The 24,577-nt window shown below is 73.1% G+C and carries 22 protein-coding genes and 1 riboswitch; of the genes, 11 read left to right on the top strand and 11 right to left on the bottom strand.

What is annotated here, in order from left to right; genetic code table 11:
• Positions 1-122: 122 nt before the first annotated feature.
• Genes Cba03nite_RS34940 through Cba03nite_RS34930 form a run of 3 tightly spaced genes read right to left on the bottom strand, consistent with a single transcriptional unit; the run spans position 123 to position 5,152 of the window.
• Complete coding sequence (locus tag Cba03nite_RS34940; protein WP_239126247.1) at positions 123-1,544, bottom strand: sugar porter family MFS transporter; 1,422 nt, start codon at positions 1,542-1,544, stop codon at positions 123-125.
• A gap of 57 nt (positions 1,545-1,601) precedes the next feature.
• A complete protein-coding gene (locus Cba03nite_RS34935) occupies positions 1,602-2,495 on the bottom strand; it encodes a GNAT family N-acetyltransferase (protein WP_203755958.1) in 894 nt (297 codons plus the stop codon).
• Positions 2,496-2,506: 11 nt separating this feature from the next.
• Positions 2,507-5,152 carry a S8 family serine peptidase gene (locus tag Cba03nite_RS34930; protein WP_239126246.1) on the bottom strand — a complete coding sequence of 882 codons (2,646 nt, stop codon included), beginning with the start codon at positions 5,150-5,152 and terminating at the stop codon, positions 2,507-2,509.
• Positions 5,153-5,174: 22 nt separating this feature from the next.
• On the opposite strand from Cba03nite_RS34930, the gene Cba03nite_RS34925 reads away from it, so the two are divergent.
• On the top strand, positions 5,175-6,914 hold the full coding sequence (locus Cba03nite_RS34925) for a glycerol-3-phosphate dehydrogenase/oxidase (RefSeq protein WP_203755956.1): 1,740 nt from the start codon (positions 5,175-5,177) through the stop codon (positions 6,912-6,914).
• 64 nt (positions 6,915-6,978) lie between these two features.
• On the opposite strand, the gene Cba03nite_RS34920 is transcribed toward Cba03nite_RS34925, so the two are convergent.
• On the bottom strand, positions 6,979-8,367 hold the full coding sequence (locus tag Cba03nite_RS34920) for an FAD-binding oxidoreductase (RefSeq protein WP_203755954.1): 1,389 nt from the start codon (positions 8,365-8,367) through the stop codon (positions 6,979-6,981).
• A 22-nt stretch (positions 8,368-8,389) separates the two neighbouring features.
• Between Cba03nite_RS34920 and Cba03nite_RS34915 the strand changes: the two genes are divergently transcribed.
• On the top strand, positions 8,390-8,683 hold the full coding sequence (locus tag Cba03nite_RS34915; protein WP_203755952.1) for a DUF4031 domain-containing protein: 294 nt from the start codon (positions 8,390-8,392) through the stop codon (positions 8,681-8,683).
• On the opposite strand, the gene Cba03nite_RS34910 is transcribed toward Cba03nite_RS34915, so the two are convergent.
• Positions 8,684-9,340, bottom strand: coding sequence for an HD domain-containing protein (locus tag Cba03nite_RS34910; RefSeq protein WP_239126245.1), 657 nt, complete (start codon positions 9,338-9,340; stop codon positions 8,684-8,686).
• Positions 9,341-9,350: 10 nt separating this feature from the next.
• Here Cba03nite_RS34910 and Cba03nite_RS34905 point away from each other — a divergent pair, with 10 nt between their 5' ends.
• Complete coding sequence (locus tag Cba03nite_RS34905; RefSeq protein ID WP_203755950.1) at positions 9,351-10,469, top strand: FUSC family protein; 1,119 nt, start codon at positions 9,351-9,353, stop codon at positions 10,467-10,469.
• A gap of 77 nt (positions 10,470-10,546) precedes the next feature.
• Here the strand turns inward: Cba03nite_RS34905 and Cba03nite_RS34900 are convergent, their stop codons facing one another.
• Entirely contained in the window at positions 10,547-11,824 is a 1,278-nt protein-coding gene (locus Cba03nite_RS34900) for an aminotransferase class V-fold PLP-dependent enzyme (RefSeq protein WP_203755947.1), read from the bottom strand.
• A gap of 45 nt (positions 11,825-11,869) precedes the next feature.
• Positions 11,870-11,984, bottom strand: a riboswitch (SAM riboswitch).
• Between the two features lie 86 nt (positions 11,985-12,070).
• Between Cba03nite_RS34900 and Cba03nite_RS34895 the strand changes: the two genes are divergently transcribed.
• On the top strand, positions 12,071-13,582 hold the full coding sequence (locus Cba03nite_RS34895) for a PrsW family intramembrane metalloprotease (protein ID WP_203755943.1): 1,512 nt from the start codon (positions 12,071-12,073) through the stop codon (positions 13,580-13,582).
• A 159-nt stretch (positions 13,583-13,741) separates the two neighbouring features.
• On the opposite strand, the gene Cba03nite_RS34890 is transcribed toward Cba03nite_RS34895, so the two are convergent.
• Positions 13,742-15,001 (bottom strand): AI-2E family transporter, encoded by a 1,260-nt coding sequence (locus Cba03nite_RS34890; RefSeq protein ID WP_203755940.1) that lies wholly within the window; start codon positions 14,999-15,001, stop codon positions 13,742-13,744.
• A gap of 80 nt (positions 15,002-15,081) precedes the next feature.
• Between Cba03nite_RS34890 and Cba03nite_RS34885 the strand changes: the two genes are divergently transcribed.
• A complete protein-coding gene (locus Cba03nite_RS34885) occupies positions 15,082-15,423 on the top strand; it encodes a GroES family chaperonin (RefSeq protein ID WP_203755937.1) in 342 nt (113 codons plus the stop codon).
• Between the two features lie 55 nt (positions 15,424-15,478).
• Entirely contained in the window at positions 15,479-16,648 is a 1,170-nt protein-coding gene (locus tag Cba03nite_RS34880; RefSeq protein WP_203755933.1) for a DUF5685 family protein, read from the top strand.
• Positions 16,649-16,654: 6 nt separating this feature from the next.
• Here Cba03nite_RS34880 and Cba03nite_RS34875 read toward each other — a convergent pair whose 3' ends face one another.
• On the bottom strand, positions 16,655-18,730 hold the full coding sequence (locus tag Cba03nite_RS34875) for an ATP-dependent DNA helicase (protein WP_203755930.1): 2,076 nt from the start codon (positions 18,728-18,730) through the stop codon (positions 16,655-16,657).
• A gap of 80 nt (positions 18,731-18,810) precedes the next feature.
• Between Cba03nite_RS34875 and Cba03nite_RS34870 the strand changes: the two genes are divergently transcribed.
• From Cba03nite_RS34870 to Cba03nite_RS34855, 4 genes are all read left to right on the top strand, one after another.
• Positions 18,811-19,302 carry a DUF402 domain-containing protein gene (locus Cba03nite_RS34870; RefSeq protein WP_203755927.1) on the top strand — a complete coding sequence of 164 codons (492 nt, stop codon included), beginning with the start codon at positions 18,811-18,813 and terminating at the stop codon, positions 19,300-19,302.
• 234 nt (positions 19,303-19,536) lie between these two features.
• Positions 19,537-20,430 carry a PPK2 family polyphosphate kinase gene (locus Cba03nite_RS34865; RefSeq protein ID WP_203755924.1) on the top strand — a complete coding sequence of 298 codons (894 nt, stop codon included), beginning with the start codon at positions 19,537-19,539 and terminating at the stop codon, positions 20,428-20,430.
• 117 nt (positions 20,431-20,547) lie between these two features.
• Positions 20,548-21,174 carry a DUF47 domain-containing protein gene (locus Cba03nite_RS34860; RefSeq protein ID WP_203755921.1) on the top strand — a complete coding sequence of 209 codons (627 nt, stop codon included), beginning with the start codon at positions 20,548-20,550 and terminating at the stop codon, positions 21,172-21,174.
• A gap of 90 nt (positions 21,175-21,264) precedes the next feature.
• The gene (locus Cba03nite_RS34855; protein ID WP_203756059.1) at positions 21,265-22,272 is read left to right on the top strand and encodes an inorganic phosphate transporter; all 1,008 of its coding nucleotides are present in this window, start codon (positions 21,265-21,267) and stop codon (positions 22,270-22,272) included.
• Positions 22,273-22,403: 131 nt separating this feature from the next.
• Here the strand turns inward: Cba03nite_RS34855 and Cba03nite_RS34850 are convergent, their stop codons facing one another.
• Genes Cba03nite_RS34850 through mtfM form a run of 3 tightly spaced genes read right to left on the bottom strand, consistent with a single transcriptional unit; the run spans position 22,404 to position 24,146 of the window.
• Complete coding sequence (locus tag Cba03nite_RS34850) at positions 22,404-23,369, bottom strand: Gfo/Idh/MocA family protein (protein WP_203755917.1); 966 nt, start codon at positions 23,367-23,369, stop codon at positions 22,404-22,406.
• A gap of 35 nt (positions 23,370-23,404) precedes the next feature.
• Positions 23,405-23,998: a heme-binding beta-barrel domain-containing protein gene (locus tag Cba03nite_RS34845; protein ID WP_203755914.1), complete on the bottom strand. Its 594-nt coding sequence runs from the start codon at positions 23,996-23,998 to the stop codon at positions 23,405-23,407.
• Between the two features lie 43 nt (positions 23,999-24,041).
• Positions 24,042-24,146 carry a small membrane protein MtfM gene (mtfM, locus tag Cba03nite_RS40460; protein WP_275411636.1) on the bottom strand — a complete coding sequence of 35 codons (105 nt, stop codon included), beginning with the start codon at positions 24,144-24,146 and terminating at the stop codon, positions 24,042-24,044.
• Positions 24,147-24,195: 49 nt separating this feature from the next.
• Between mtfM and Cba03nite_RS34840 the strand changes: the two genes are divergently transcribed.
• Entirely contained in the window at positions 24,196-24,558 is a 363-nt protein-coding gene (locus tag Cba03nite_RS34840) for a DsrE family protein (RefSeq protein WP_203755912.1), read from the top strand.
• The last annotated feature ends 19 nt before the right edge of the window (positions 24,559-24,577 follow it).

Below are 24,577 nucleotides of genomic sequence, written 5' to 3'. Positions count from 1 at the left end.
CTTGCCAGGCACTCGGGCGTATCTTGACGCGTCATTCGCCCATGTGCCTGGCAAGTCGGACGATCTTGGCGGCGCGGCGCGGCGTGGCGCGGCGTGGCCCGGCCCGGGGGGCGGGCGGGGCGTTACATGGATTCGAGTTCGCGGCCCTTGGTTTCGCGGACCGACTTGAGGACGAAGAAGAAGGCGAGCAGGGCGAAGAGGGCGTAGAGGCCGTACGCGAAGGTGAGGCCGATGCTGGCCAGCGCCGGGAAGGTGGTGCTGATCAGCCAGTTCGCGATCCACTGGGCGGCGGCGGCGACGGCCAGCGCGGTGGCGCGGATGCGGTTGTTGAACATCTCGCCGAGCAGCACCCAGACCACCGGGCCCCAGCTCATGCCGAAGGCGACCACGTACAGGTTGGCGGCGACCAGCGCGACCTTGCCGACGGCCGGGCTGAGCGTGGTCAGCGCCTCGCCGGTGGGGCCCACGGTCTGCGTGGCGGTGGAGAAGCACCAGGCCATCACGCCGAGCGTGAGCACCATGCCGGCGGCGCCGATGAGCAGCAGCGGCCGCCGCCCGATCTTGTCGACCAGGGCGATCGCGATCAGCGTGGTGACGATGTTGGTGACGCTGGTGATGACGGTGATGAGCAGCGAGTTCGACTCGCTGAAGCCCACCGACGCCCACAGCGTCGACGAGTAGTAGAAGATCACGTTGATGCCGACGAACTGCTGGAACACCGAGAGCAGGATGCCCACCCAGACGATCGGCAGCAGGCCGAGCCGCGGCCCCTTGAGCACCCCGAGCTTGACCTTCTCCTGGGTGCCGGCCACGGTGCGCTTGATGTCGGTGATCCGCTTCTCGACATCGCCGCCGATCAGCCGCTTGATGACGGCCCGGGCCTCGGCGAGCCTGCCCCGGCGCACCAGGTAGCGCGGGGACTCGGGGATCTGCAGCGCCAGTACCGCGTAGATGACGGCGGGCACGGCGGCCGAGGCGAACATCCAGCGCCAGGCCGCGCCGCCCCACGGCATCGGCTGCATGGCCCCGCCCGCCGCGTCGGCGAGCAGGTAGTCGACGAGCAGCGCGACGAAGATGCCGGTGACGATCGCGAGCTGCTGCAGCGAGCCGAGCCGGCCGCGCATGTGGGCGGGGGAGACCTCGGCGATGTACGCCGGTGCGATGACGCTCGCCGCGCCGACCCCGAAGCCGCCGATGACCCGCCAGAAGGTGAGGTCGACGGCGCTGAACGCGAGGCCCGAGCCGATGGCGCTGACCAGGAAGAGGGCCGCGGCGATCACCATGACCCGGACCCGGCCGAGCCGGTCGGCCAGCGGGCCGGCGAACCACGCGCCCACCGCGCACCCGAGCAGCGCCGCCGACACGACCAGGCCGAGCGCCACGGGATTCAGGTGGAACGTGTCCCGCAGGGCGTCCACGGTGCCGTTGATGACCGCGGTGTCGTACCCGAACAGGAAGCCACCGACCGCGGCGGCGGCGGCGACCATGATCGCTGCGCCGCGGGTGTCGTGCGGTTCCGCCAAGGGGCTCGCTGGGGCTGCCACCCCCTCATGTTGCCCAGAATTTTCCGAACTTAATCCGAAAAGCGAAAAAAGCGCACCTCAGAGTGCTTTGTGGAAGAGGAAGAAGACCCGCTCGATGGCCGCGCCCGCCGCGCCGGAGTAGAACGGCACCGGGCCGACCCAGCCGATCTGCGCCCTGGTGATGCCCCGCTCGGCCTGATCGCGCAGGCAGCGTCGCAGCAGGACACCGCCGATGCCCAGCCCGGCCGCCGCGGGCAGCGTCCCCATCGGCCCGAACCAGCTCGGCCGGCAGCCGCCCCAGGCGGCGAAGCCGACCGGCTGACCGTCGCGCAGCGCGAGATGGCACCCGCCCGCGCCGCCGATCGCGCGCTCGACCTCGGCGGCCCAGGCCGGGCCCCACTCGGCGAGGATCATCGGGCGCAGCTCGGGCAGGTCGTCCGGCGTCGCCGCGCGGACCACCACGTGCGAATGAGCCAGCCGCTCCTGCGCGGTACGCGTCTCGCGCAGCGCCGGGGAGCCCTCGACCAGCTCGGCGGTCATGTTCCAGGCGGTGCGGTCGTGGGCGTACCCGAGGGCGGTCAGCGCGCAGACGGCCGGGGTGTAGCGCACGTCCACCCCCGGCCAGGCGTGGGTGGGCGGGTTGCCGGCGACCCGGACCGCGCTCAGCCCGCGCGAGCGCAGCAGGCCCTCGACCGCGCCCACCAGCTCCCGGGCGAGGCCCTGACGGCGGAAGGCGGGGTCCACGGCGAGCAGATCCAGGTGGCCCACGGTGGGGTCCTTGTGCCCCGTGCTGGCCAGCGCCACCCCGATCACGTCCGCGTCGGGGGCGTCGCCGTCGGTGGCGACGAAGCCCGCCGAGCCGCCGAGCAGGTCGACCAGGTCAGCCGCCTCGGCGGCGTCCTCCTCCAGCAGGCAGCGGGCGAGCAGCTCCGCCACGGCGGTCCGGTGCTGCGGCTCGTACGGGGTGATCATGAGCGCCCAGCCTACCCGCCGGTGGCGACGACCGCTTCCGCCGCGTTGACGATGCCCGCCCCCGCCTGAGCTGCCTCGTCGTTGCACGGGGCGGCCGCCGTCGCGAGCTGCGCGGGCTGGGTGGCGTCGCGCAGCAGCTGCTCGGTGCGGGCCAGGTCGCCGACCAGCTCCGGCCGGGCCGACCAGAGCAGCGCGATCACGCCGGTCACGTGCGGGGTCGCCATCGAGGTGCCGCTGAGCCGGGCGTATGTGCCGCCGGGCATCGCCGACAGCACCGCCTGCCCCGGCGCGGCCAGGTCGGGCTTGCCGTCGGCCGGGCCCCGGCTGGAGAAGCCGGTGACGGTCCGGTCCTCGTCCACCGCCGCGATGGTCAGCGCGTCCGGGTCGGTGGCCGGCGGCGTGTCCAGCGAGCCGCAGGACGGGCCGGTGTTGCCGGCCGCCGCCACGAACGCGATCCCGGCCGCGGCCAGCGCCGCCGTCGCCGGGCGCAGCACGGTGCTGTCGCAGCCCTCCAGCGGCGGGCAGCCCCACGAGTTGTTGAGCACGTGCGGTGCGCGGGCCGGGCGGCCGTCGGTGAACGGGTCGCCGCCGTGCGCGTACGGGGCCAGCATGAACTGCATGCAGTCCAGGTACAGCGAGGGGCTGCTCATGTTCCGTTCCAGGTTGACGCAGCCGATCCACTGGGCGTCGGGCGCGACGCCGACCCGCTCCCGGCCCACGGCCGTGGCGGTGGTGTGCGTGCCGTGCCCGTTGTGGTCGTTCGGGGTACGGCTGCCCGACCAGGGGTCCAGCCAGGAGTCGTCGCCGCCGCGGTAGTTCGCGGCCAGCGCGGGGTGCGAGCCGTCCACCCCGGAGTCCGACGAGCCCACGACGATGCCCTTGCCGGTGACGCCGCGCTGCCACAGCTCGGGCGCGCCGACCATGGTCAGGTTCCACTCCGGCGCGGCGGGCGGCTGCTGCTGGGTGCCGTGCTCGACCGGCGCCTCGGCCGGCAGCGGGCGCAGCCGCTGGTCGGTGAGCACCCGGTCGACATCGGAACGGGACTCCAGCCACACCCGGGTCTCCGGCCCGCCGTTCACCAGGATCGCGTTGACCAGGTAGTACGGCTGGTAGTTCAGGCTCCACCGGTCCAGCTCGGCGCGCAGCGGCGCCTGGGTGCGGTCGGCGTGCTCGACCAGGCGCCGGTAAACGGCCGTCACCCGCTCGTCGCGGCCCGGCCCGAGGCCGGTCGTGGTCGGCAGCCCCGCCAGCGGCGCCTGCTCCTTGAGCACCACGAACAGCTGGTCGCCGAAGAAGCCCGGCTGGCCGGTGGACAGGTAGTACGCCCCGGCGCCCAGCGCGACCGCGGTCGCCAGCCCGGCCGCCAGGGCCCGGCCGCCGGTGCGCGGCACCACCCGCAGCGGCGGTCCGGGGTCGGGGTCGTCCGACCAGTGCACCGCCGATCCGGCGGGCGGCTGCGGCCTGCCCGCCGCGTGCGCCCCGGTCGGCGCGCGCTCGGTGCGCAGCAGGCCGGCGCCGTACGCGACGCCCACGGCCAGCGCCACCAGCCAGGCGACCAGCGCCGCGAGCAGGGCGTAGAACGGCACGTCCCGGCCGAACAGGGCGAGGTTCATCTCGTCGGGGTCGACGAAGCCGACGGGCCCGAACGCGGCGATGCCCACGAGCAGCAGGGTCGCCGAGCCGCGCGGTGAGGCCGGGGCGAGCGCGGCGACCGCGAAGCCCAGCGGCGGCAGCACCAGCAGCTCCAGGACCTGCACGCCGGACGCGCCGGTGCCGCCCGCGAGCAGCGCCAGCACCACCCCGGCCACCAGCCCGCCCGCCACCACCAGCGTCGGCCGGCCCCGGCCGGTGAAGTGCGGCCACAGGACAGGCCCGAGGATCGTCGCGGCGAGCGCGCCCGCGGCGAGGGCCGCCAGCAGCGCGGCGATGGACTCGGTCAGCCCGCCCAGCGCCCCGGCCCAAAGGAACGGCGCGAGCACCAGCACGCCGCCGACCACCGCCCACCCCAGTGCCCCGGGCTGCGGTCCGCTCTGCTCCGCGCGCGGATACGCATGGTGCGTATCGGTGTGCAGAGCAAAGCCGCCGGGGCCGGCAGCGTCGCCCGGCGAGGTCGCCGCGGTCCGCTCGGCAGCGGTGCCGGCCGGTGCCGCCGCGGCGGTGGCCGGACCGCCCGCCGCCGTGGCCGCACCGGTGCGCCGGTAGCGCAGGTAGGCCCCACCGCCCGCGAGGATCGCGTAGCAGAGCAGGTAGAGCTCGTTGGCCGAGGCGGGCACGATGCGCAGCGCGCTGCCCACGCCCAGGGCGATCGCGCCGAGGCCGAAGGCCGCGCCGACGGCGCGTACCCCCGGATGGCGCGGCAGGCGGGACAGCAGCCAGGCGGGGATGCCCGCCACCAGCAGGGCCAGCAGTCCGGTCAGCGGCCACAGCAGGCCGGGCAGCTCCATGCCCAGCTGGCCGAGCACCTGCCCGGTCAGCACCAGGCCGAACTGCGAGGCGACCGCGACGGCGACCGCCCACAGACCGACCACGACGGTCGCGACGATCAGCCCGGCCGACGCGCGCGCCGGTGCCGCATCCGCCGCCGTCGCTGCTTCGGGGGGCGCGTTCAGGGGCGGAATATGGGGCGGAACACCCTGCCGGTCACCGTCTGGGAGCACAGCCGCACGGTACCTTGATGGAATGCGTGACCGCAGCGTGTCCCGCTTCGCCGCGGGCGCTCTCTCTCCGGAGCGTCGTGCCGCCGACCTGCGCAGGCTCCGCGACGAAGAGTTCGATGTGCTGGTCGTCGGGGGTGGGGTGACCGGCGCGGGGGCCGCGCTGGACGCCGCCTCCCGCGGCCTGCGCGTGGCCCTGATCGAGGCGAGTGATCTCGCCGCCGGCACCTCCTCGCGCTCGTCCAAACTGATCCACGGCGGCCTGCGCTACCTGGAGCAGCTGGAGTTCCCGCTGGTCCACGAGGCGCTGCGGGAGCGCGGCCTGCTGGCCACCCGGCTCGCGCCGCACCTGGTGCGCCCGGTGCCGTTCCTGGTGCCGCTGCCTCCCGAGACGCCCGGCCTGGCCGGGGTCGCCAAGCGGGCGTGGCACCGCGTCTACTACGGCGCGGGCGTCGCCCTGTACGACGTGTTCGCGGGCCTGGTCGGCGGCGGCCGCGGCATGCCGCTGCACCGGCACCTGAGCCGGCACGGCGCGCGGCGGCTGTTCCCGTCGCTGCGCGAGGAGGGCCTGGTCGGCGCGATCCGTTACTACGACGGGCAGGTCGACGACGCCCGGTTCGTGGTGACCGTGGCCCGGACCGCGGCCAGCCTCGACGCGGCCGTGGTGACCGGGGTGAAGGCCGTCGGCCTGCTGCGGCAGGCCCGGCAGGTGACCGGCGTCCGGGTCAGCGACGGCACCGAGGAGTTCGACGTACGCGCCAAGACCGTCATCGCGGCGACCGGCGTGTGGAGCGACGACGTGTCGTCGTGGCTGCCCGACGCGCGGGTCGGCTTCCGGGTGCGCGCCTCCAAGGGCGTGCACCTGGTCGTGCCCCGTTCCGCGATCACCGGCGAGGTGGGGCTGATCCTGCGTACGGCGACCAGCGTGCTGTTCGTCATCCCGTGGGGCGGGCACTGGATCATCGGCACCACCGACACCGACTGGGCGCTGGACCGGGCGCACCCGGCCGCGACCGCCAAGGACATCGACTACCTGCTGTCCCATGTGAACGCCGTGCTCGACCGGCCGCTGACCCGCGACGACATCGAGGGGGTGTACGCCGGGCTGCGCCCGCTGCTGTCCGGCGAGTCCGACTCCACCTCGGCCCTGTCCCGCGAGCACGCCGTGGTCGAGCCGCTGCTCGGCCTGCTGCTGGTGGCGGGCGGCAAGTTCACCACGTACCGGGTGATGGCGCAGGACGTCGTCGACAAGGCGGTGCGGCGGCTCGGCGACGTGCGGCACAGCGGCACCGCGGAGCTGCCCCTGCTCGGCGCCGACGGCTACGACGCCATGTGGCGCGACCGCGCCGACCTGGCCCGGCGGCACGAGCTGAGCGTCGGCGCGGTGGAGCACCTGCTGGAGCGCTACGGCACGCTCACCACCGAGCTGCTCGCGCTGATCGACGCCGACCGCTCGCTGGCCGAGCCGCTGCCCGGCGCGCCCGAGCACCTGTCCGCCGAGGTCGTGTACGCCGCCCGCAACGAGGGGGCGCTGCACGTGGTGGACGTGCTGGCCCGGCGTACCCGGATCTCCATCGAGACCGCCCACCGCGGCGCGGCGACCGCCCGCCGCACCGCCGAACTCATGGCCCCCGTCCTCGGCTGGGACCCCGCCACCGTCGACGCCGAAACCGCCGCCTACCTGGCCCGCGTCGACGCCGAACGCGAATCCCAGCGCATGGCCGACGACGCCGCCGCCAACACCACCCGCCTCACCGCCGTCTAGAAAGGAAGGGCACCTTCTTAACGCTATGCGTAGAGGAAGGTGCCCTTCTTAACGCTCCCAGCGGTCAGTGGAGGACCTTGCCGGGGTTGAGGAGGTTGGCGGGGTCGAGGGCGGCCTTGACGGCGCGCTGGACGTCCACCCCGACCTCGCCCAGCTCGGCGGCCAGCCAGTCGCGCTTGAGCAGGCCGACGCCGTGCTCGCCGGTGCAGGTGCCGCCCAGCGCCAGGCCGCGCTCCATGATCTCGTCGAAGACCCGCTGGCCCGCCGCCACGCTGGCCGGGTCGGCCCGGTCGACCACGATGTTCGGGTGCAGGTTGCCGTCGCCCGCGTGACCCACCACGCCCACCGGCACGTCGTGCTTCGCCGCGATCACCACGATGTCGTCCAGCAGCTCCGCCAGCCGGGTACGCGGCACCGCGATGTCGTCGATGATCAGCCCGCCGTGCTCGTACAGCGACAGCGCCAGGTGCTCCATCGCCGGGTGGGCCAGCCGGCGCGCCTGGAGCAGCTCGGCGGCCTCCGTCGCGTCGGTGGCCTGCCACACCTCGCTCGCCCCGGCCTGCCGCGCCACCTCGGCGAGCGCCTCCAGGTCGGCCGTGGCGCGGGCGCCGGTGTCCACCGCGGCCAGCAGCAGCGCGGCGGCGGTCGTGTCCAGGCCCATCGGCCGGTACGCCTCCAGCGCCTCCAGGTGCACCCGGTCGAGCAGCTCCAGCAGGCTGGGGGCCAGCTTCGCCGCGAAGATCCGGTTCACCGCGTCCCCGGCGCCGGCCGTGGTCGGGAAGACGGCGACCATGGTCAGCGACTCCTCGGCCGCCGGGCGCAGCGCCACGGTGATCTCGGTGATCAGGCCCAGGGTGCCCTCGGAGCCGACGAACAGCCTGGTCAGGTCGTATCCGGCGACGCCCTTCGGGGTGCGGCGGCCCGTGCGCAGCACCCGGCCGTCGGCCAGCACCACCTCCAGGCCGAGCACGTACTCGGTGGTCACGCCGTACTTCACGCAGCACATGCCGCCCGCGTTGGTGGCCACGTTGCCGCCGATGGTGCTCGACTCCCAGGAGCCCGGGTCCGGCGGGTAGCGCAGGCCCTCGGCCTGCACGGCGCGGGCCAGCACCGCGTTGACCACACCCGGCTGCACGGTGGCGATCCGGTTCGCGGGATCGATGTCCACGATCCGGTTCATCGCCAGCATCGAGATCACCAGGCAGCCGTCGACCGCGTTCGCCCCGCCGGCCAGCCCCGTCCGCGCGCCCTGCGGCACGATCGGCACGCCGTGCCGGGCCGCGATCCGCACCGCGGCCACGACCTGGGCGGTCTCCTCGGGGCGTACGACGGCCAGCGGCGTGCCCGCCGCGCAGAGGTCCGCCTCGTCGCGCCGGTACGAGGAGAGCAGGTCGGGGTCGGTGATCACCCGGTCCGGGCCGAGCGCGGCCGTCAGCTCGTCAAGGAAGGTCACCTTGGCACGCTAGCGTGGACACGTGATCTATGTCGACAGCCCGGTCTGGCCCGCCCACGGCCGCCTGTGGGCACACCTGGTCAGCGACACCTCCCTCGCGGAGCTGCATATCTTCGCCGAACTCCTGGGCGCCCCCCGCCGCGGCTTCGACCGCGACCACTACGACATCCCCAGCGAGCGCGTCCCCGTGGCGATCTGGCTCGGTGCCCAGGCGACCACCTCCCGCCACATCGCGCGGATGCTGCGCGCCGCCGGGCTGCGCCGCCCCAAGCACCTCACCACGCCGCGCCCCGACCTGCCCGTCTTCCTCGGCTGATCAAGCGGGGGTACGCAGGGAGCCGAGTTCGCGGGTGAGGTTGGCGCGTGCGGCGGGCTCTAGCGCGGGCGTGTGCTGGTAGAGGGCGGGCAGGTCGAGCAGCGACTGCAGGACCGTGGCGCGGCCGATGCGCCACAGCTCGTCGGGGACGTGGGCGTACTCGGCGCGCACGGCGGCGACGTAGCGCACGTAGTCCGGCCACGGGGCGGCCAGGATGGCCAGGTCGGCGTCGGCGAGCAGGGCTCCGTGGTGGTCGCCGGGGGCGACGGAGTGGCCGGCGGTCAGGCGTACCAGCCGCTGCACCTCGGCGACGACGGCCGCCGGGACCGCGCATTCGGTCAGGAGGTCGCCGATGAGGACGGCGCTGCGCTCCTCGTTGTCGGCGGCGGTGGGGTCGTAGACGGCGTCGTGGCCCCAGGCGGCCAGCGCCACCACCGGCTCGGTCTCCACCCGGTCGAGGCAGAAGACCAGGTGGTCCACGGTGTGGTAGTGCCGTTGCGGCTCTGACCAGCGGTTGATCAGCTCGGTGCCGACCTCGGCCAGCACGCTGTCGGGGGCGGCCGCGCCCGCGGCCCTGGCGGTGATGGCGAACCGGTCGGCGGTGAGCACCTTCAAATCTTGGCGCATCCGCCCGGCAGGCGGTGCGGCGTACGCCACAGTTGGCTTTATGGACGCCGCTGAGCTGCGCCGACGGACCGGCGTGACGCTGCGCGACCGGGTGCGCCGGGTGCGCGCCAGCGCGATCCTCACCGTGCAGGCGGCCGTCGCGGCGGGGCTGGCCTGGTACGTGGCGCACGATCTGCTCGGCCACGTGCAGCCGTTCTTCGCGCCGATCGCGGCGGTGGTGACGCTGGCGATCTCGGTCGGCCAGCGGATGCGCCGGGCGTTCGAGATCGTGGCCGGCAACGCGGTCGGCATCCTGCTCGGCGAGCTGCTGATTCTCGTCATCGGGCGGGGCGCCTGGCAGGTGTCGCTGGTGGTGCTGCTCGCGATCAGCCTGGCGATCTTCATCGGCGGCTCGGCGTCGCTGGTCACCCAGGCCGCGTCGTCGGGCATCCTGGTCGCCACGCTGCTGCCGCTGAGTGAGGACTACTACTTCAGCCGGTTCGTGGACGCGGTGGTCGGCGGCGGGATCGCCCTGGTGGTGATGGCGCTGCTGCTGCCGCTGAACCCGCTGACCGAGGTGCAGCGGGCGGTCCGGCCGCTGTTCCAGGCGCTGGAGTCCGGGCTCAACGACGCCGCCGAGGCGCTGGCGCACGGCGACGCCGCGGCGGCGCAGGAGGCGCTGGATCACATGCGCGAGGCCGAGTCGCACCTGCGCGCCTTCGGCGAGTCCCTGAAGGCGGCCAAGGAGCTGGCCACCGTCGCGCCGCTGCACTGGGGCAAGCACGGGCTGCTGGCCGCGTACGTCGACGCGGCCGACCACCTGGCGCGGGCGCTGCGCAACAGCCGCGTGCTGGTGCGCCGCATCGTGTCGATGATCCGCGACGGCGAGCCCGTGCCCGCGTCCCTGGTGGACGCGGTGCACGCGCTGGCCCAGTCGGTGTCGTCCCTGGACCGCGAGCTGGCCGAGGCCGCCGACCCCGAGCACAGCCGCGACGCCGCCGTCCGCGCGCTGCGGTGCGCCCGCGACGCCCACGAGGCCGGCCTGGCCTTCTCCGGCGAGGTCGTCTTCGCCCAGCTCCGCTCGACCGCCACCGACCTCCTCCGCGCCACCGGCCTCCCCCGCGAGGACGCCGAACGCGCCGTCCGCCGCGCCGGCGGCCGCATCACCCCACCGCGCTAGCGGAGGCGTCGATCATGAAGTTGTGAACACGACACGCCGTCGAGCCGTGCCATAAGTTCATGATCAACGCGGTGGGGTCAACGCAGGACGGCGGCCAGGGCGGTGAGGAAGGTGGTGATGTCGGAGTCGGTGGTGCCGAGGCCGATGCTGGCGCGGAGGGCGGTGGCGGGGGTGGTGGGCCAGTGGGCGCGGACGGAGGCCTCGGTGAGGAGGCGGCGGGCCAGGGGGTGGGCGCAGAAGAGGCCGTCGCGTACGCCGATGTGGTGGTCGCGGCCGAGCCGCTGGGCGATGTCGGCGGAGTCGCGGTCGCGGACGGCGAAGGAGACCACGCCGATGCGGGCCGCGTCGGGGCCGAAGGTGCGCAGCTCGGCGACGTCAGGCAGTTCGGCCAGGCCGGTGCGCAGGCGGGCCAGGAGGCGCTGCTCCTCCTCGTGCAGGGCGTAGCGGTCGGCGGCCTCCAGGGTGGCGCACACGGCGGCCAGCGCGACCGCGCCGAGCAGGTTGGGGGTGCCCGCCTCGTGCCGGGCGGGGCCGTCGGTCCACCGCACATCGTGGGTGGCGTCGCCGACGCCGCTGGTCGCGCCCCCGCCGGCCAGGTACGGCCGGGCCGCGTCGAGCCAGTCGCCCCGGCCCACCAGCACGCCCGCGCCGAACGGGGCGTAGAGCTTGTGCCCGGACAGTGCCACGTAGTCGACGTCCAGCGCGCCCAGGTCGACCGGCACGTGCGGGGCGAGCTGCGCGGCGTCGAGCGCGATGCGGGCCCGGAAGCGGTGCGCGATCAGCGCCAGCTGCGCGATCGGCCACAGCTCGCCGGTCACGTTGGACGCGCCGGTGACCGCGACCAGGATCTCCCGCTCGGTGTCGTCGCGGCGCAGCTCGGCCAGCGCGGCGGCGAGGTAGCGCACGGCCTCGTCGGGGGAGTCCGGCACCGGCAGGCGCACCGCACCGGGCCAGGGCAGCAGGTTGGCGTGGTGCTCGCCGGCGAAGGTGAGCACCCGGGTCCCCGCGGGCAGCGCGTGGGCCAGCAGGTTGAGCGCGTCGGTGGTGTTGCGGGTGAAGATCACGTGGTCGGTGTCGCGGGCGCCGACGAAGTCGCCGACGGTCTGCCGGGCGCGCTCGTACTCCAGCGTGCAGCGCTGCGACAGCGCGCCCGCGCCGCGGTGCACGGAGCCGTACCAGGGCAGCAGCTCGGTGACGGCGTCGGCGGCGGCCTTCAGGCAGGGCGCGGTGGCGGCGTAGTCGAGGTTGATCTGGCCGGGCACGCCGAGCACGGTCAGGTCGGCGCCGCTGACGCGCAGCGGGGTGACGGGGGCCGTCTCGACGGCGCTGCAGGGACGCTGGGCGACTGTGGTCATGGGAGCACACCTCCGGGGTCGGGGGACCCCTGGGCGTCGCTCAGCGGTCCGCGCTTGCCCAGCACGACAACGGGCTGGGCCCGGTCATCACCCGGGGCACCCCACCGCGAACTACGAGGGTTGCCGGTCAGCAAGCCGGGGCTTTGCTCTCCATGAGACGACATGTCTCCCTGCTGACGCAGGCGAATGTGAGAGCGGCTGACACTCGTGACCTTCCGCCGAGCATAGCGGAGGTAGGCTGCGGCCATGTCCGACCTCCCGACTCCTGGGACCCCGCAACCGGCGTACCAGCAGAATCCCTACCAGGCGCCGCCCTCGGCGCTGGAGCCGGTGCTGCGGCCGCGCGGGGTGCGCCGGTGGCTGCCCCTGGCCGCGGCGATCGTCGTGGTGGGCGGCTCGGCCCTGGGCATGCTCGGCTATCTGGGCTGGAACCTCGGGCCGCAGGCGTTCACCATCGGCCTCATCACCGCGTTCCTGCCGGTGCCGGTGCTGATCTCGGTGTTCCTGTGGCTCGACCGGTACGAGCCCGAGCCGCCGAAGCTGCTGGTCGGCTGCTTCCTGTGGGGCGCGTTCCCGGCCACCGGCCTGGCGCTGCTGGTGAACTCGTTCGCGTCCGGCCGGTTCGGGCTGATCGAGCTGCCCGACACGGTCGTCGCGACGGTGGTCGCGCCGTTCATCGAGGAGATCGGCAAGGCGCTCGGGCCGCTGCTCATCCTGTGGTTCCGCCGCCGGGAGATCTCCGGCATCACCGACGGCATCGTCTACTGCGGCCTGTCGGGGGTCGGCTTCGCGATGGTGGAGAACATCCTCTACCTGGGCGGGCACGGCTACTACGCGGGCAACGAGCAGTGGGGGCCGTACTCGGGCGCCCAGCTCGTCTTCGGCATGTTCCTCGGCCGCATCCTGATCTCCGGCTTCGCCCACCCGCTGTTCACCTCGATGACCGGCATCGGCATCGGCATCGCCGCCCGTTCCGCCAACGGCTGGGTGCGCTGGTGCGCGCCGCTGGGCGGGCTGTTCCTGGCGATGATCCTGCACGGCTCGTGGAACCTGATGGCCACCCTGTCCGCCGAGATCAGCCCGTTCTTCTTCCTGTACGGCTACATCGCGGTCATGGTGCCGGTGTTCCTGTCGATGATCGGCATCGCGCTGTGGGTGCGCGCCCGCGAGGGCCGGCTGTCGCTGAAGGTGCTGCCCGCGTACGCCGCGGCCGGCTGGCTCACCCCGCCCGAGGTCGCCGCGCTGGGCACGCTGGCCCGACGGCACGCGGCCCGGGTCTGGGCCAAACGCGTCGCGGGCGACCCGGGGCGCAAGGCCATGCGGGACTTCCAGTACGCCGCGACCCGGCTGGCGCTGGTGCGCGACGGCATGAACCGCGGCCTAGACGAGCTGCCCGAGCAGCACGCGCGCAGCGCGGGGGAGGAGCGGGCGCTGCTCGGCGCGATCACCGCCGCGCGGGCGGTCTTCGTGGGCCGCGACCCGCAGACGCCACGCGCGTTCTTCGACGGCGCGTCCTACCGGATGGCGTTCCCGGACGGGGTGACCCGGACGGTCCCCGCCCCCGCCGAGCCTGTTGTGCCGGTCCCGATCGTGCTGCCGGCCGCTCCGGTGCATCCGGCTTATCCGGCGGTGGCCGCGGCTTACCCGGGTGCGCCCGGCTACCCGGGTGCGCCCGGCTACCCGGGTGCGCCCGGCTACCCGGCGGCTCCCGGCTACCCGGCCGCTCCGCAGCAGCCGTATCCGCCACGTCAGTACTGACGGTTCATACCCCCGTCCGTGCCTATCGCGTGGGCTGTGGTCGCCGCCGGGCTCAGCCCCGGAGTTGCGGCGGCCACAGCCGCCGACGCGCTTTGCTCTGCACACAAATACGCAACCGTTGCGTATTTGTGTGCAGAGCAAAGGCGGTGAAGGCAGCGGTCAGGCGGCCGGGGCGGGCGGGGCCTTGACGATCACGGAGTCGGGCTCGGGCTGGGGGCGGCCCGCCAGGCTGCGCACCGCGGTGTTGAGCACCGCGATCAGCGGCACCGCGATCAGCGCGCCGACGATGCCGGCCAGCACCACGCCCGCGGCGATGCCGACGATCACGGCCAGCGGGTGGATGGCGACCGCCCGGCCCATGATCAGCGGCTGCAGCAGGTGACCCTCGACCTGCTGCACCAGGATCACCGCGGCCAGCACCAGCAGCGCCGTCAGTGGGTCGTTGGTGACCAGGGCGACCAGCACGGCGACCGCGCCGGACAGGGTGGCACCGACGATCGGGATGAACGCGCCGAGGAACACCAGCGCGGCCAGCGGCAGCGCGAACGGCACCTTCAGCACCCCCAGCGCGATGCCGATGCCGACCGCGTCGATGAACGCGACCAGCACGGTCGCCCGCACGTACGCGCCCAGCGACCCCCACGACGCCACCCCGGCCCGGTCCAGCGGCTCGCGGGCCGGCGCCGGCACCAGGCGCAGCAGGAAGCGCCAGATGATCCGGCCGTCGCGCAGGAAGAAGAAGAGCGCGAAGATCACCAGGAACAGGCCGCTGAGCACCTCGAACACGGTCGTCGCGGTGGTGATCGCGCCGGTGGTCAGGGTGTCCTTGTTCGCGTTGATGGTGTCGGTGACCGACTTGATCGCGCTGTCCATCTGGCTGTCGGTCAGGTGCAGCGGCCCGTTCTTGAGCCAGGTCTGGATCTGCTGGATGCCCTGGGCGGCGTTCTTGGTCAGCTCGGGCAGGCCGTTGACGAACTGGTTGATGACCACGGTCAGCGTGCCGGCGACGGCGCCCAGACCGGCCACCACCACGATCGCGGTGGCCAGCGAGCGGTGCACGTGGATGCGGGTCAGCCAGCGCACCGCCGGCGCGAGCAGCGCGGTCAGCAGCAGCGCGATCAGCACCGGCACGATCACGATGCTCACCATGCCGAGGAACTTCAGCAGGTAGATCAGCGCGATGCCGAGCACGATGATGCGCCACGCCCAGGCCGCGCCGATGCGCAGCCCGTACGGCACGTCGGCGTCGTCGCGGCTGCTCGTGGATTGGTGCACGTGCTCCGGCGCCGCCGGCTCCGGCAGCGGCAGGTCGGCTTCGCGGCGTTCGCGCTCCTCCTGCTCCCGCCGGGCGCGTGCGCTGGCGCGGCTCGCCTCGTAGGCTCGCCGCACGTTCGCCTTGAAGTTATCCAACCGGCCCACTGGTGCCCTCCCGGGGACGACGACTCCATCACGTTAGTCGCCTGCGACTACTCAAACATCGGGGAAGTACCCTGACCGGCGTGACACTCAACGCATCCACCGCCGAGACGGGGCTGCCCATCCGCCTGCTGCACGACCGGGTGCTGGTGAAACAGGAGGCCAGCGAGGGCGAGCGGCGCTCCTCGGCGGGCCTGGTCATCCCGGCCACCGCGTCGGTGGGCACCCGGCTGTCCTGGGCCACCGCCGTCGGCATCGGGCCGCACGTGCGCGCCATCCAGGTCGGCGACCGGGTGCTGTTCGACCCGGACGAGCGCTCCGAGGTGGAGCTGCACGGCGAGGCGTACGTGCTGCTGCGCGAGCGCGACGTGCACGCCGTGGCCGCGTCCCGGGTGGAGCCGGACGCCACCGGTCTCTATCTCTGAACCGACAGCCACGAGGGGTGCCGCCGGGTGGCCCGCGTGACCTAGGCTGCCGCGCGTGTTCGGCATCATCAGACCCTGCGCGCACAGCCTGCCCGAGCGGCTGCACGGTGAGTGGCTCGGCCACCTGTGCGGCCTCTGCCTGGCCCTGCGCGACGAGCACGGGCAGGCGGCCCGGATCGTCACCAACTACGACGGCCTGATCATCTCGGCGCTGACCCAGGCGCAGCTCGACACGGTGCAGCGGCGCACCGCCGGGCCGTGCCCGCTGCGCGGCATGCGCACCGCTGCGGTCGCCGACGGCGCGGGCGCCCGGCTGGCCGCCACGGTCTCCCTGGTGCTGGCCTCGGCGAAGCTGTCCGACCACGCCGCCGACGGCGACGGCCTCTACGCCCGCCGCCCGGTCGCGGCGGGCGCCCGGCTGGTCGCCCGGCGCTGGGCGGCCCGCGCCCACCGCTCCGGGCTCGACCTCGGCATCGACACGTCGGTGCTGCTGGCGGCGATCGACGGGCAGCGCGAGATCGAGCGGGCGATCACCCGCGGCGCGTCGCTGCTGACCGTCACCGAGCCCACCGAGCTGGCCACCGCGGCGGCGTTCGCGCACACGGCGGTGCTGTCCGGGCGGCCCGGCAACGCCGAGCCGCTGGCCGAGGCGGGCCGCTTCTTCGGCCGGATCGCGCACCTGCTGGACGCGGTCGAGGACCTCGCCGCCGACCGGGCCAGCGGCGCGTGGAACCCGCTGGCCGCCACCGGCGCGACGTACGCCCAGGCCGGTGTGCTGGCCCGGGACGCCGCGGCGGGCATCCGGCTGGCCCTGGACGAGGTCGCCTTCACCGACGCGAAGCTGGTGCACCGGCTGCTGGTGCACGAGGTCGAGCACGCCATCGAGCGCTCGTTCATCCAGGCCGACCCCGACTACCACCCGCCGGTGATCCAGCCGGGGAAGAAGGCGCCCCGCCCGCCCGGCAGCAGCTCCTGGTGCTGGCCGCACGTGGAGAGCCCGCCGCGTACGCACGGGGCGCTGACCGGCTGCGCGCTGGCCTCCTGGATGTGCTGCACGTGCCAGGTGTGCTGCCGCGACCCCTACCCGGGGCCGTGGAGCGGCCGGGCCCGTGAGGGCTGGTGCACCAACTGCGACTGCGGGAGCGGCTGCGACTGCGGCGACTGCTGCCGGTGCGGCCGCTGCTGCAAGAGCTGTGACTGCGACTGCTGCGGCTGCGACTGCTGACCCGGCTCAGGTCGCGCTGAGGCGCTTGAGCACGCCGAGGACCGTCTCCTGCTTGGTGGTGTACCAGAAGGGCGGGAGGCTGGCGCGCAGGAACGGACCGTAGCCGCGGGCCGTCTCCAGGCGCGAATCCAGCACCGCCACCACGCCCTTGTCCGAGGTGGACCGGATCAGCCGGCCCACCCCCTGGGCCAGCCGGATCGCGGCGATCGGCACGCTGACCGCGGCGAAGCCCGAGCCGCCCGACGCGTCCACCGCCGCCGAGCGGGCCGCGGCCAGCGGCTCGTCCGGGCGCGGGAACGGCAGCCGGTCGATCACCACCAGCTGGCAGGCGTCGCCCGGCACGTCCACGCCCTGCCACAGCGACATCACGCCGAGCAGGCAGCTGTTGCGATCCTCCCGGAACTTGCGCACCAGCAGCGGCAGCGCCTCGTCGCCCTGCAGCAGCACGGTCAGGTCGGTCTTCGCGCGCAGCAGCTCCGCGGCCTGCTGCGCGGCCCGCCGGGAGGAGAACAGGCCGAGGGTACGCCCACCGAGCGCCTCGACCAGCGCGAGCAGCTCGGCCCCGGCCGCGTCCGGCAGCCCCGACGCGGCCGGCCGGGGCAGGTGCGCCGCGACATAGAGGATGCCCTGCTTCGGGTAGTCGAACGGGGAGCCGACGTCGAGCGAGGTCCACCCCGGCCCGGCCGCGGCGGGCTGCGCCGTCTCACCCGGCTTGGGCGTGGCCACCGGCAGGCCCAGCGAACGGGCCACCGTCTCGAACTTGCCGCCCAGCGTGAGCGTGGCGGACGTGGCCACCACGGTGCGGTCCTCGTACAGCTTCTCGCTGAGCAGGCCCGCTACCGACAGGGGCGCGACCACCAGCGCGCGGCGCGGCTCCTGCTCGACCCAGGCCACATCGTGGTCGGCGTCCTCCAGCAGCCGCTGGGTGGTGGTGGACGCCTCGTCGAGCAGCGACTTCGCCTGCTTCTTGCGCACCGGATCCGGGTCCTCGGCCTTGATCTCGCCGATCCGGGTCAGCGCGCGCCGGGTCGCCGCGTCCAGCAGCGTGCACGCCTCGACCAGGGCGGCCGGCAGCGGGCCGGTGATGCGCCCGGCGGGCGTCTCGGCCAGGCCCAGGGTCAGCGCGTCGGCGGCCTCAAGGAGCGACTGGTACTCGTCGCCCTCGACGAACGGGCGCGCCGCGCGGGCGGTGCGGTCCACGCCGTCCGGGGTCAGCTCGGCCTGCGCCGCGCTGGAGACGCGGTCGGCGAGCTCGTGCGCCTCGTCGATGATCAGGAGCGTGTGCTCGGGCACGATGTGCCGCCCGGCCATCATGTCCGCCGAGAGCAGCGAGTGGTTGGTGACCACCACGTCGGCCTCGCGGGCGCGGGCGCGCGACAGCTCCGCGAAGCACTCCGGCCCGTACGGGCACTTGGCCGCGCCGACGCACTCGCGCGCCGGGGTGGACACCATGCGCCAGGCCGTGTCGTCGACGCCCGGGTCGAGCTCGTCGCGGTCGCCGGTGTCGCTGTCCATCGCCCAGTCGCGGATGCGCTCGATCTGCTTGCCCAGCCGGCCCGACTCGCCCAGCCACTTCACCCCGCTGCCGCTGGAGCCCGCGTCGAACAGCCCCTCCTGCGGGTCCTGCTCGTCGGAGTGCTCCAGCTTCGCCAGGCAGACGTAGTGGTGACGTCCCTTGAGCAGGGCGAACGTGGGCTCCTTGCCGAGCAGCGGGGCCACCGCCCGGCCGATGCGGGGCAGGTCCTTCTCCACCAGCTGCGACTGCAGCGCCAGCGTCGCCGTCGAGATGACGACAGGCCCCTGCACGGTCAGCGCGGGGGCGAGGTAGGCCAGGGACTTGCCGGTGCCGGTGCCGGCCTGCACGAGCAGGTGGTCACCGGACTCGACGGCCGCGGCGATCGCCGCGGTCATGGCCTGCTGGCCAGGCCGCGCGGAGCCGCCGGGCACCGACCCGACGGCGGCCTCCAGCAGGTCCAGAGCACTGTGGCTGCGGGTTCGCGACTTCTTCGGCGGCACCGATAGACCGTACCGGTCCGCTCCGACACTCCTGCAAACGCGCCGGGATGTGGGAGCATGGCGCATTGTGGGCGCGACCCCCGTCCCCCTCGCGTCGTGGCGCGGTGGCGGAGGCCGCCACCACCACCGTGAAGCGAGGTAGTCGAATGGCTGTCGTGCGTGTGGAGATCCGCAAGTTCGACGGGAGCGCGCACCGCGCGTTCCCCGCCACGCTGCTCGGCCGCGACGAGCACGGCACCTGGCTCGGCATCCCGAGCGGCACGGTCAGCGACACCGGCAAGGTGTACGAGATCCCCGGCGTCGTCCTCGTCCCCCACTCCGGCTGGTGGACCGCCATGTTCAACGCCGCCCCCCGCAACACCTCGGTCTACTGCGACATCACCACCCCCGCCACCTGGAACGACGACACCGTCGTGGTCACCGACCTAGACCTCGACGTCCGCAAGATCCGCCAAACCGGCGAGGTCCAGCTCGTGGACGAGGACGAATTCGCCGCCCACCAGGCCAAGTTCAACTACCCCGACGAGGTCGTCCACCAGGCCCGCGCCGCCGCCCAGTGGCTCCTCGAAGCCGTCCGCGGCGAAAAGGAACCCTTCGCCGCCCACTTCCACCGCTGGCTAGCCCACGTCACCCCCTAACCCACCCCCCCTTCTGTGGGTTGATCATGAACTTATGGACGTGGTCGGCGGCGTGTCGCCACCCGGCCGCCGTGATCACCGCGCGCCGCCGCGCCCGCCCGGCCCACCCCCGCCTGTCCGCTGATTGGTGATCACGGTCGTGGGGTAGGGACACGCCGTTCAGCACGTCCATAAGTTCATGATCAACTGCTGGAGCGGCGGCGGGGTGGGGGGAAGGTGCGCAATGATCGGGATGTGGCGGACGTGTCCGAATTGCTGCGGGTGGGGTCGGGGGTGGAGCTCGCGGCGGTAGATGCGGCGGGGGTGCCCGGGTTGCCGCGGCGGGGGGTGGCGCGGCGGGATCCGAAGGGGTGGGCGCGGGCGGAGCTGGCCGTGCTGGGGGCGGAGCTGGCGCGGCAGCAGGAGATGTTGTTCGCGAACGCGAAGACCGACCCGGGGGATCAGCGGCGGGTGCTGCTGGTGCTGCAGGCGATGGACTGCGGGGGCAAGGACGGGACGGTCAAGCGGCTGGCGCGGGCGATGAACCCGCAGGGGTTGCGGATCAAGGCGTTCGGGCCGCCGACGGCCGAGGAGAGGAAGCACGACTTCCTGTGGCGGATCCGGCGGGCGCTGCCGCTGCCGGGGTACGTCGGCATCTTCAACCGCTCGCACTACGAGGAAGTGCTGGTGGCGCGGGTGCGCCGGCTGGTCGAGCCGCGGGTGTGGCAGGGGCGCTTCGAGACCATCAACACATTCGAGCGGGAGCTGGTGGACAGCGGGTTCACCCTGGTCAAGATCATGCTGCACATCTCGTTCGGGGAGCAGCGCGAGCGGCTGCGCCAGCGCCTGGACGACCCCACCAAGTACTGGAAGTACGACCCGGCCGATGTGGAGAACCGCGCCCACTGGACCGCGTACCAGCAGGCATATGAGGACGTGCTCAGCCGCTGTGGGACTGATCACGCCCCCTGGTATGTGGTGCCGGCGGACCGGAAGTGGTACCGCGACTGGGCGGTGGCCCATCTCATGCTCGACGCCTTCCGGAGCCTGAATCTGCGCTACCCGCCGCCCGGTTTCGACCCCCAGACAGAGCGAAAACGCCTGTCGAAGGATGAAACGGGCAGGGCGGGGAAGGTGAACGGCAGGTGAACGAGCCATGAAGACCAGGTGGCGCTGGGTGACCGGGTCACGAACTACCGGTAACAGTGTCTAGCATTCCCCCGACCCAACCGTCCGGATGACACCACCAGACCAAAGGTGCTTGCGGTGAAGTTTTCGCTCCGCCCCCAAGAGGGTGCCTTCTACGAGATGTTCTCCCGTGCCGCGCAGAACCTCGTGCGGGGCACCGAGCTGCTCTCCGAGCTGGCGCTGCCCGGTGCCGACGTGCAGTCGGTCAGCGAGCGGCTGGCCGAGGTCGAGCACGACAGTGACAAGATCACGCACGAGCTCTACAACAAGATCAACTCCACGTTCATCACCCCGTTCGACCGCGAGGACATCTACCGCCTCGGCTCCGGTCTCGACGACGTCATGGACCACCTGGAGGCCGTCGGCAACCTGGTCTACCTGTACGGGCTGACCAAGCTCCCGGCCCTGCCCCGGGAGATGATCGAGATGATCGACGTGCTGGACCAGCAGGCGAAGGTCACCGCGCTGGCCATGCCGCGGCTCAAGCAGATGAAGGGCCTCAAGGACTACTGGGTCGAGTGCAACCGCCTGGAGAACGACGGCGACCGCACCTACCGCATGCTCCTGGTACGCCTGTTCAGCGGCGAGTACGACGCGCTGACCGTGCTGAAGATGAAGGAGGTCGCCGACGAGCTGGAGGCCGCCTGCGACGCCTTCGAGCACGTGGCGAACACCATCGAGACCATCGCGGTCAAGGAGTCCTGATGCGGGGCCTCATCGCCGGTTGCCGCGGCGGAGGTGCCGGGCGTGGATAACGCACTCCTGATCCCGGTGCTCGCGGTCATCATCGCGGCCATGGTGTTCGACTACACCAACGGCTTCCACGACGCCGCGAACGCCATCGCCACCAGCGTGTCCACCCGGGCCCTCACCCCGCGGATCGCGCTGGGCATCGCCGCGCTCGGCAACTTCGTCGGCGCCCACTTCGGCGCCCAGGTGGCCAAGACCGTCGGCAGCGGCATCATCACCCCGCCGGAAGGGCTGGCCGGTCTCGGCATCGTCTTCGCCGGGGTCATCGGCGCCATCGCCTGGAACCTGCTGACCTGGTATTTCGGCATTCCGTCGTCCAGCTCGCACGCCCTGATCGGCGGCCTGGTGGGCGCCATGCTCGCCGCGATCGCGTTCGGCGTGCAGGGCGAGGTGCTGTGGGGCGGCATCGTGGACAAGGTCGTCATCCCGATGATCGCGTCCCCGGCCACCGGCTTCATCCTCGGCGCGGTGCTCATGCTGGCCCTGCTGTGGGCGGTGTACCTGCTCGCGAAGGCCACCGCCGAGAAGAAGTCGGCCCGCCTGTTCCACCCGACCCCGCTCAACCGGTTCTTCCGGATCATGCAGTCGCTGTCGGCCGTCGCCATGTCGGTCGGCCACGGCATGCAGGACGCCGCGAAGACCATGGGCATCATCGTGCTGGCGCTCTACACCGGCGGATTCCAGAGCTCGAACGAGCACATCCCGGAGTGGGTGTTCTGGACCAGCGCGACCGTGCTGGCGCTGGGCACGTACGCGGGCGGCTGGCGCATCATCCGCACGCTGGGCCGCCGGGTGATCCACCTGGACCCGATGGCGGGCTTCGCGGCCGAGACCGTCGCCAGCGGCGTGCTCTTCACCGCGGCCAGCTACGGCCTGCCGATCTCCACGACGCACACGATCACCTCGGCGATCATGGGCGTCGGCGCCACCAAGAAGTTCTCCGCCGTCCGCTGGGGCGTCGCGGGCAACATCGTGATGGCCTGGATCCTCACCTTCCCCGGCGCCGCCCTGGCCGCCATCATCGCCTACGTCCTGGTCCGCCCCATCTTCTAACCCCGCCCCGCCCCGCCCTCGCCTTCGGCGTCGGCTTCAAGATCGCGACGATCTTGCGCGAACTGTTAGGACTTCGTCCCAAATGGGCGTGTCATCCCCACAGTTCACGCAAGATCGTCGCGGTATGGGGGTCAGTAGCTGACGCCGATCTGGGCGCGGATCGCGTCCATGGTGCGCATTACGGACAGGGTTGAGGACAGGGGGACCAGGTCGGACTCCAGCTTGCCCGCGCGCCAGCACTTGCCGGCCTCGGCGGCTTCGAAGTGGAGACCGGCGGGGGCGTCCTGGAACTCCTGGGGGTCGGCGGCGTCGCGGTGGAGGACGAAGCGCTCGGCGGCGTGGAAGCCCCACGGGAAGTCGATCTTTCCGGTGGAGCCGACGACCGTGGCGGTACGCAGGTCGCCACCGGTGCCGCAGTAGAGGGAGGCGACCGCGCCGGACGGGAAGCCCAGCGCGATGCTGGTGCGGGCGTCGGTGCCCTCGGGGAACAGCTGCGCCCAGGCGCGGACCTGGTTCGGCTCGCCGAGCAGCAGCTGCGCGAAGCCGATCGGGTAGACGCCCAGGTCCAGCAGCGCGCCGCCGCCCAGCTGCGGGTTGCGCAGCCGGTGCGCCGGATCGGGGTCGAACGCGATGCCGAACGCCGCCTGCACCGCGACCACCTCGCCGATCGCCCCGTCCGCGATGAGCTGCTGCGCCTTGAGGATCGCGGGCAGCGTACGCGTCCAGAACGCCTCCATCAGGAACAGCTGCCGTTCCCGGGCGACGGTGACGAGCTCCTGGGCCTGCGCCAGGTCCAGGGTGAAGGCCTTCTCCACCAGCAGCGGCTTGCCGGCCCGCAGGCACAGCGAGGCCGCCGCGTGGTGGTGGGAGTGCGGGGTGGCGATGTAGATGAGGTTCACGTCCGGGTCGGCGGCCAGCGCCTCCCACGAGCCGTGGCTGCGCGCCACACCGTGCTCGGTGGCGAAGGCCTCGGCGGACGACGCCGTCCGCGAACCCACCGCCACCAGCTCGGCGTCCGGCACCAGTGCCAGCTCGCGCGCGAAGCGTGCGGCGATCCCGCCCGTGGCGAGAACGCCCCAACGAATCTGATCAGTCACGGAGCTGAAACTACACCGGTTAAGTGCGGCCGGGATCAGCCGCCGACCCGGATCAGGCGGGCGCTCAGGTGCGGGGTCAGGCCCTCACCCATCGCCGCCATGTCCTGCGCGTACAGCAGCGCCCCCTCGACGATGCCGTAGAGCCGGTGCCCGGCGGTGACCTCCTTGGCGGTGGACGTGCGCGCCACGAAGTCGGTGACCATCTCGATCCGCGGCGGGTTCGCCTCGATCTTGCCGAGGTACAGCTCCATGATGCCGGTCGGCGTGGTCAGGATCGCCTCGATCTCGTCCTTGTCCTTGCCCGCCGGGCGCCACCAGCCGACCTCGCGGCCGCCCGGCCGCACCGGCTTGCCCTCCTCGTCCAGGATCCAGGCCCGCGACTCGTAGTGCAGGAACGGTCGGCCGTCGTGGCTGATCCGGATCTCCTGCGCGTAGTCGAAGTCCTCGATGGTCGGGTAACCGCCCCGGCCCCGGCCCCGCCACACGCCGATGAACGGCAGCAGGTCCAGCAGGTCGGCGTGCAGGTCCGGGCCCTGGCGCAGGTCGTGGGTCTCCTCGTACGGATACGGGTCGACCGGCGGCGCGTTGAGCCACGGCGGCGGCTGCAGCGGGTTCTCTTCTGTACTCACCGTTTCAACCCTCTTCGTCAGGCGGCTGCCCCGGGGCGACGGCTCACCAGCGTCCCCGGGAGATCTTCACGGCCAGGTAGGCCAGGCCACCGGCGAGCGCACCGAAGCCCGCGACCAGCAGGCTGACGAACCCGATCTCGGTGACCACCAGTAGATCCTATGAGTACGCCTCCGGCGCCGTGCGTAGGCTGTCGGACGTGGCACGCAAACTGATCGTCAAGACGACCGCCGGGGCCGACGCGCCGGAGCGGTGCGCGCAGGCCTTCACCGTCGCCGCCACCGCCGTGGCGGCCGGGGCCGAGGTGTCGCTGTGGCTGACCGGCGAGTCGAGCTGGTTCGCGCTGCCGGGCCGGGCCGCCGAGTTCGAGCTGCCGCACTCCGCGCCGCTGCCCGACCTGCTGGCCGCCGTCCTGGCCGGGGGCACGGTCACCCTGTGCACCCAGTGCGCCGCCCGCCGGGACATCACGCCCGATGACGTCATCGCGGGCGTACGCATCGCCGGCGCCGCCGTCTTCGTCGAAGAGACCCTCACCGACGGCGCCCAAGCCCTTGTCTACTGAAGGAAGGGCACCTTCTTAG

Origin of the sequence: Catellatospora bangladeshensis, from assembly GCF_016862575.1 — a bacterium.
In the GTDB taxonomy this organism is placed as follows: Bacteria; Actinomycetota; Actinomycetes; order Mycobacteriales; family Micromonosporaceae; genus Catellatospora; species Catellatospora bangladeshensis.
This window is presented reverse-complemented; position numbering and strand designations above follow the sequence as displayed.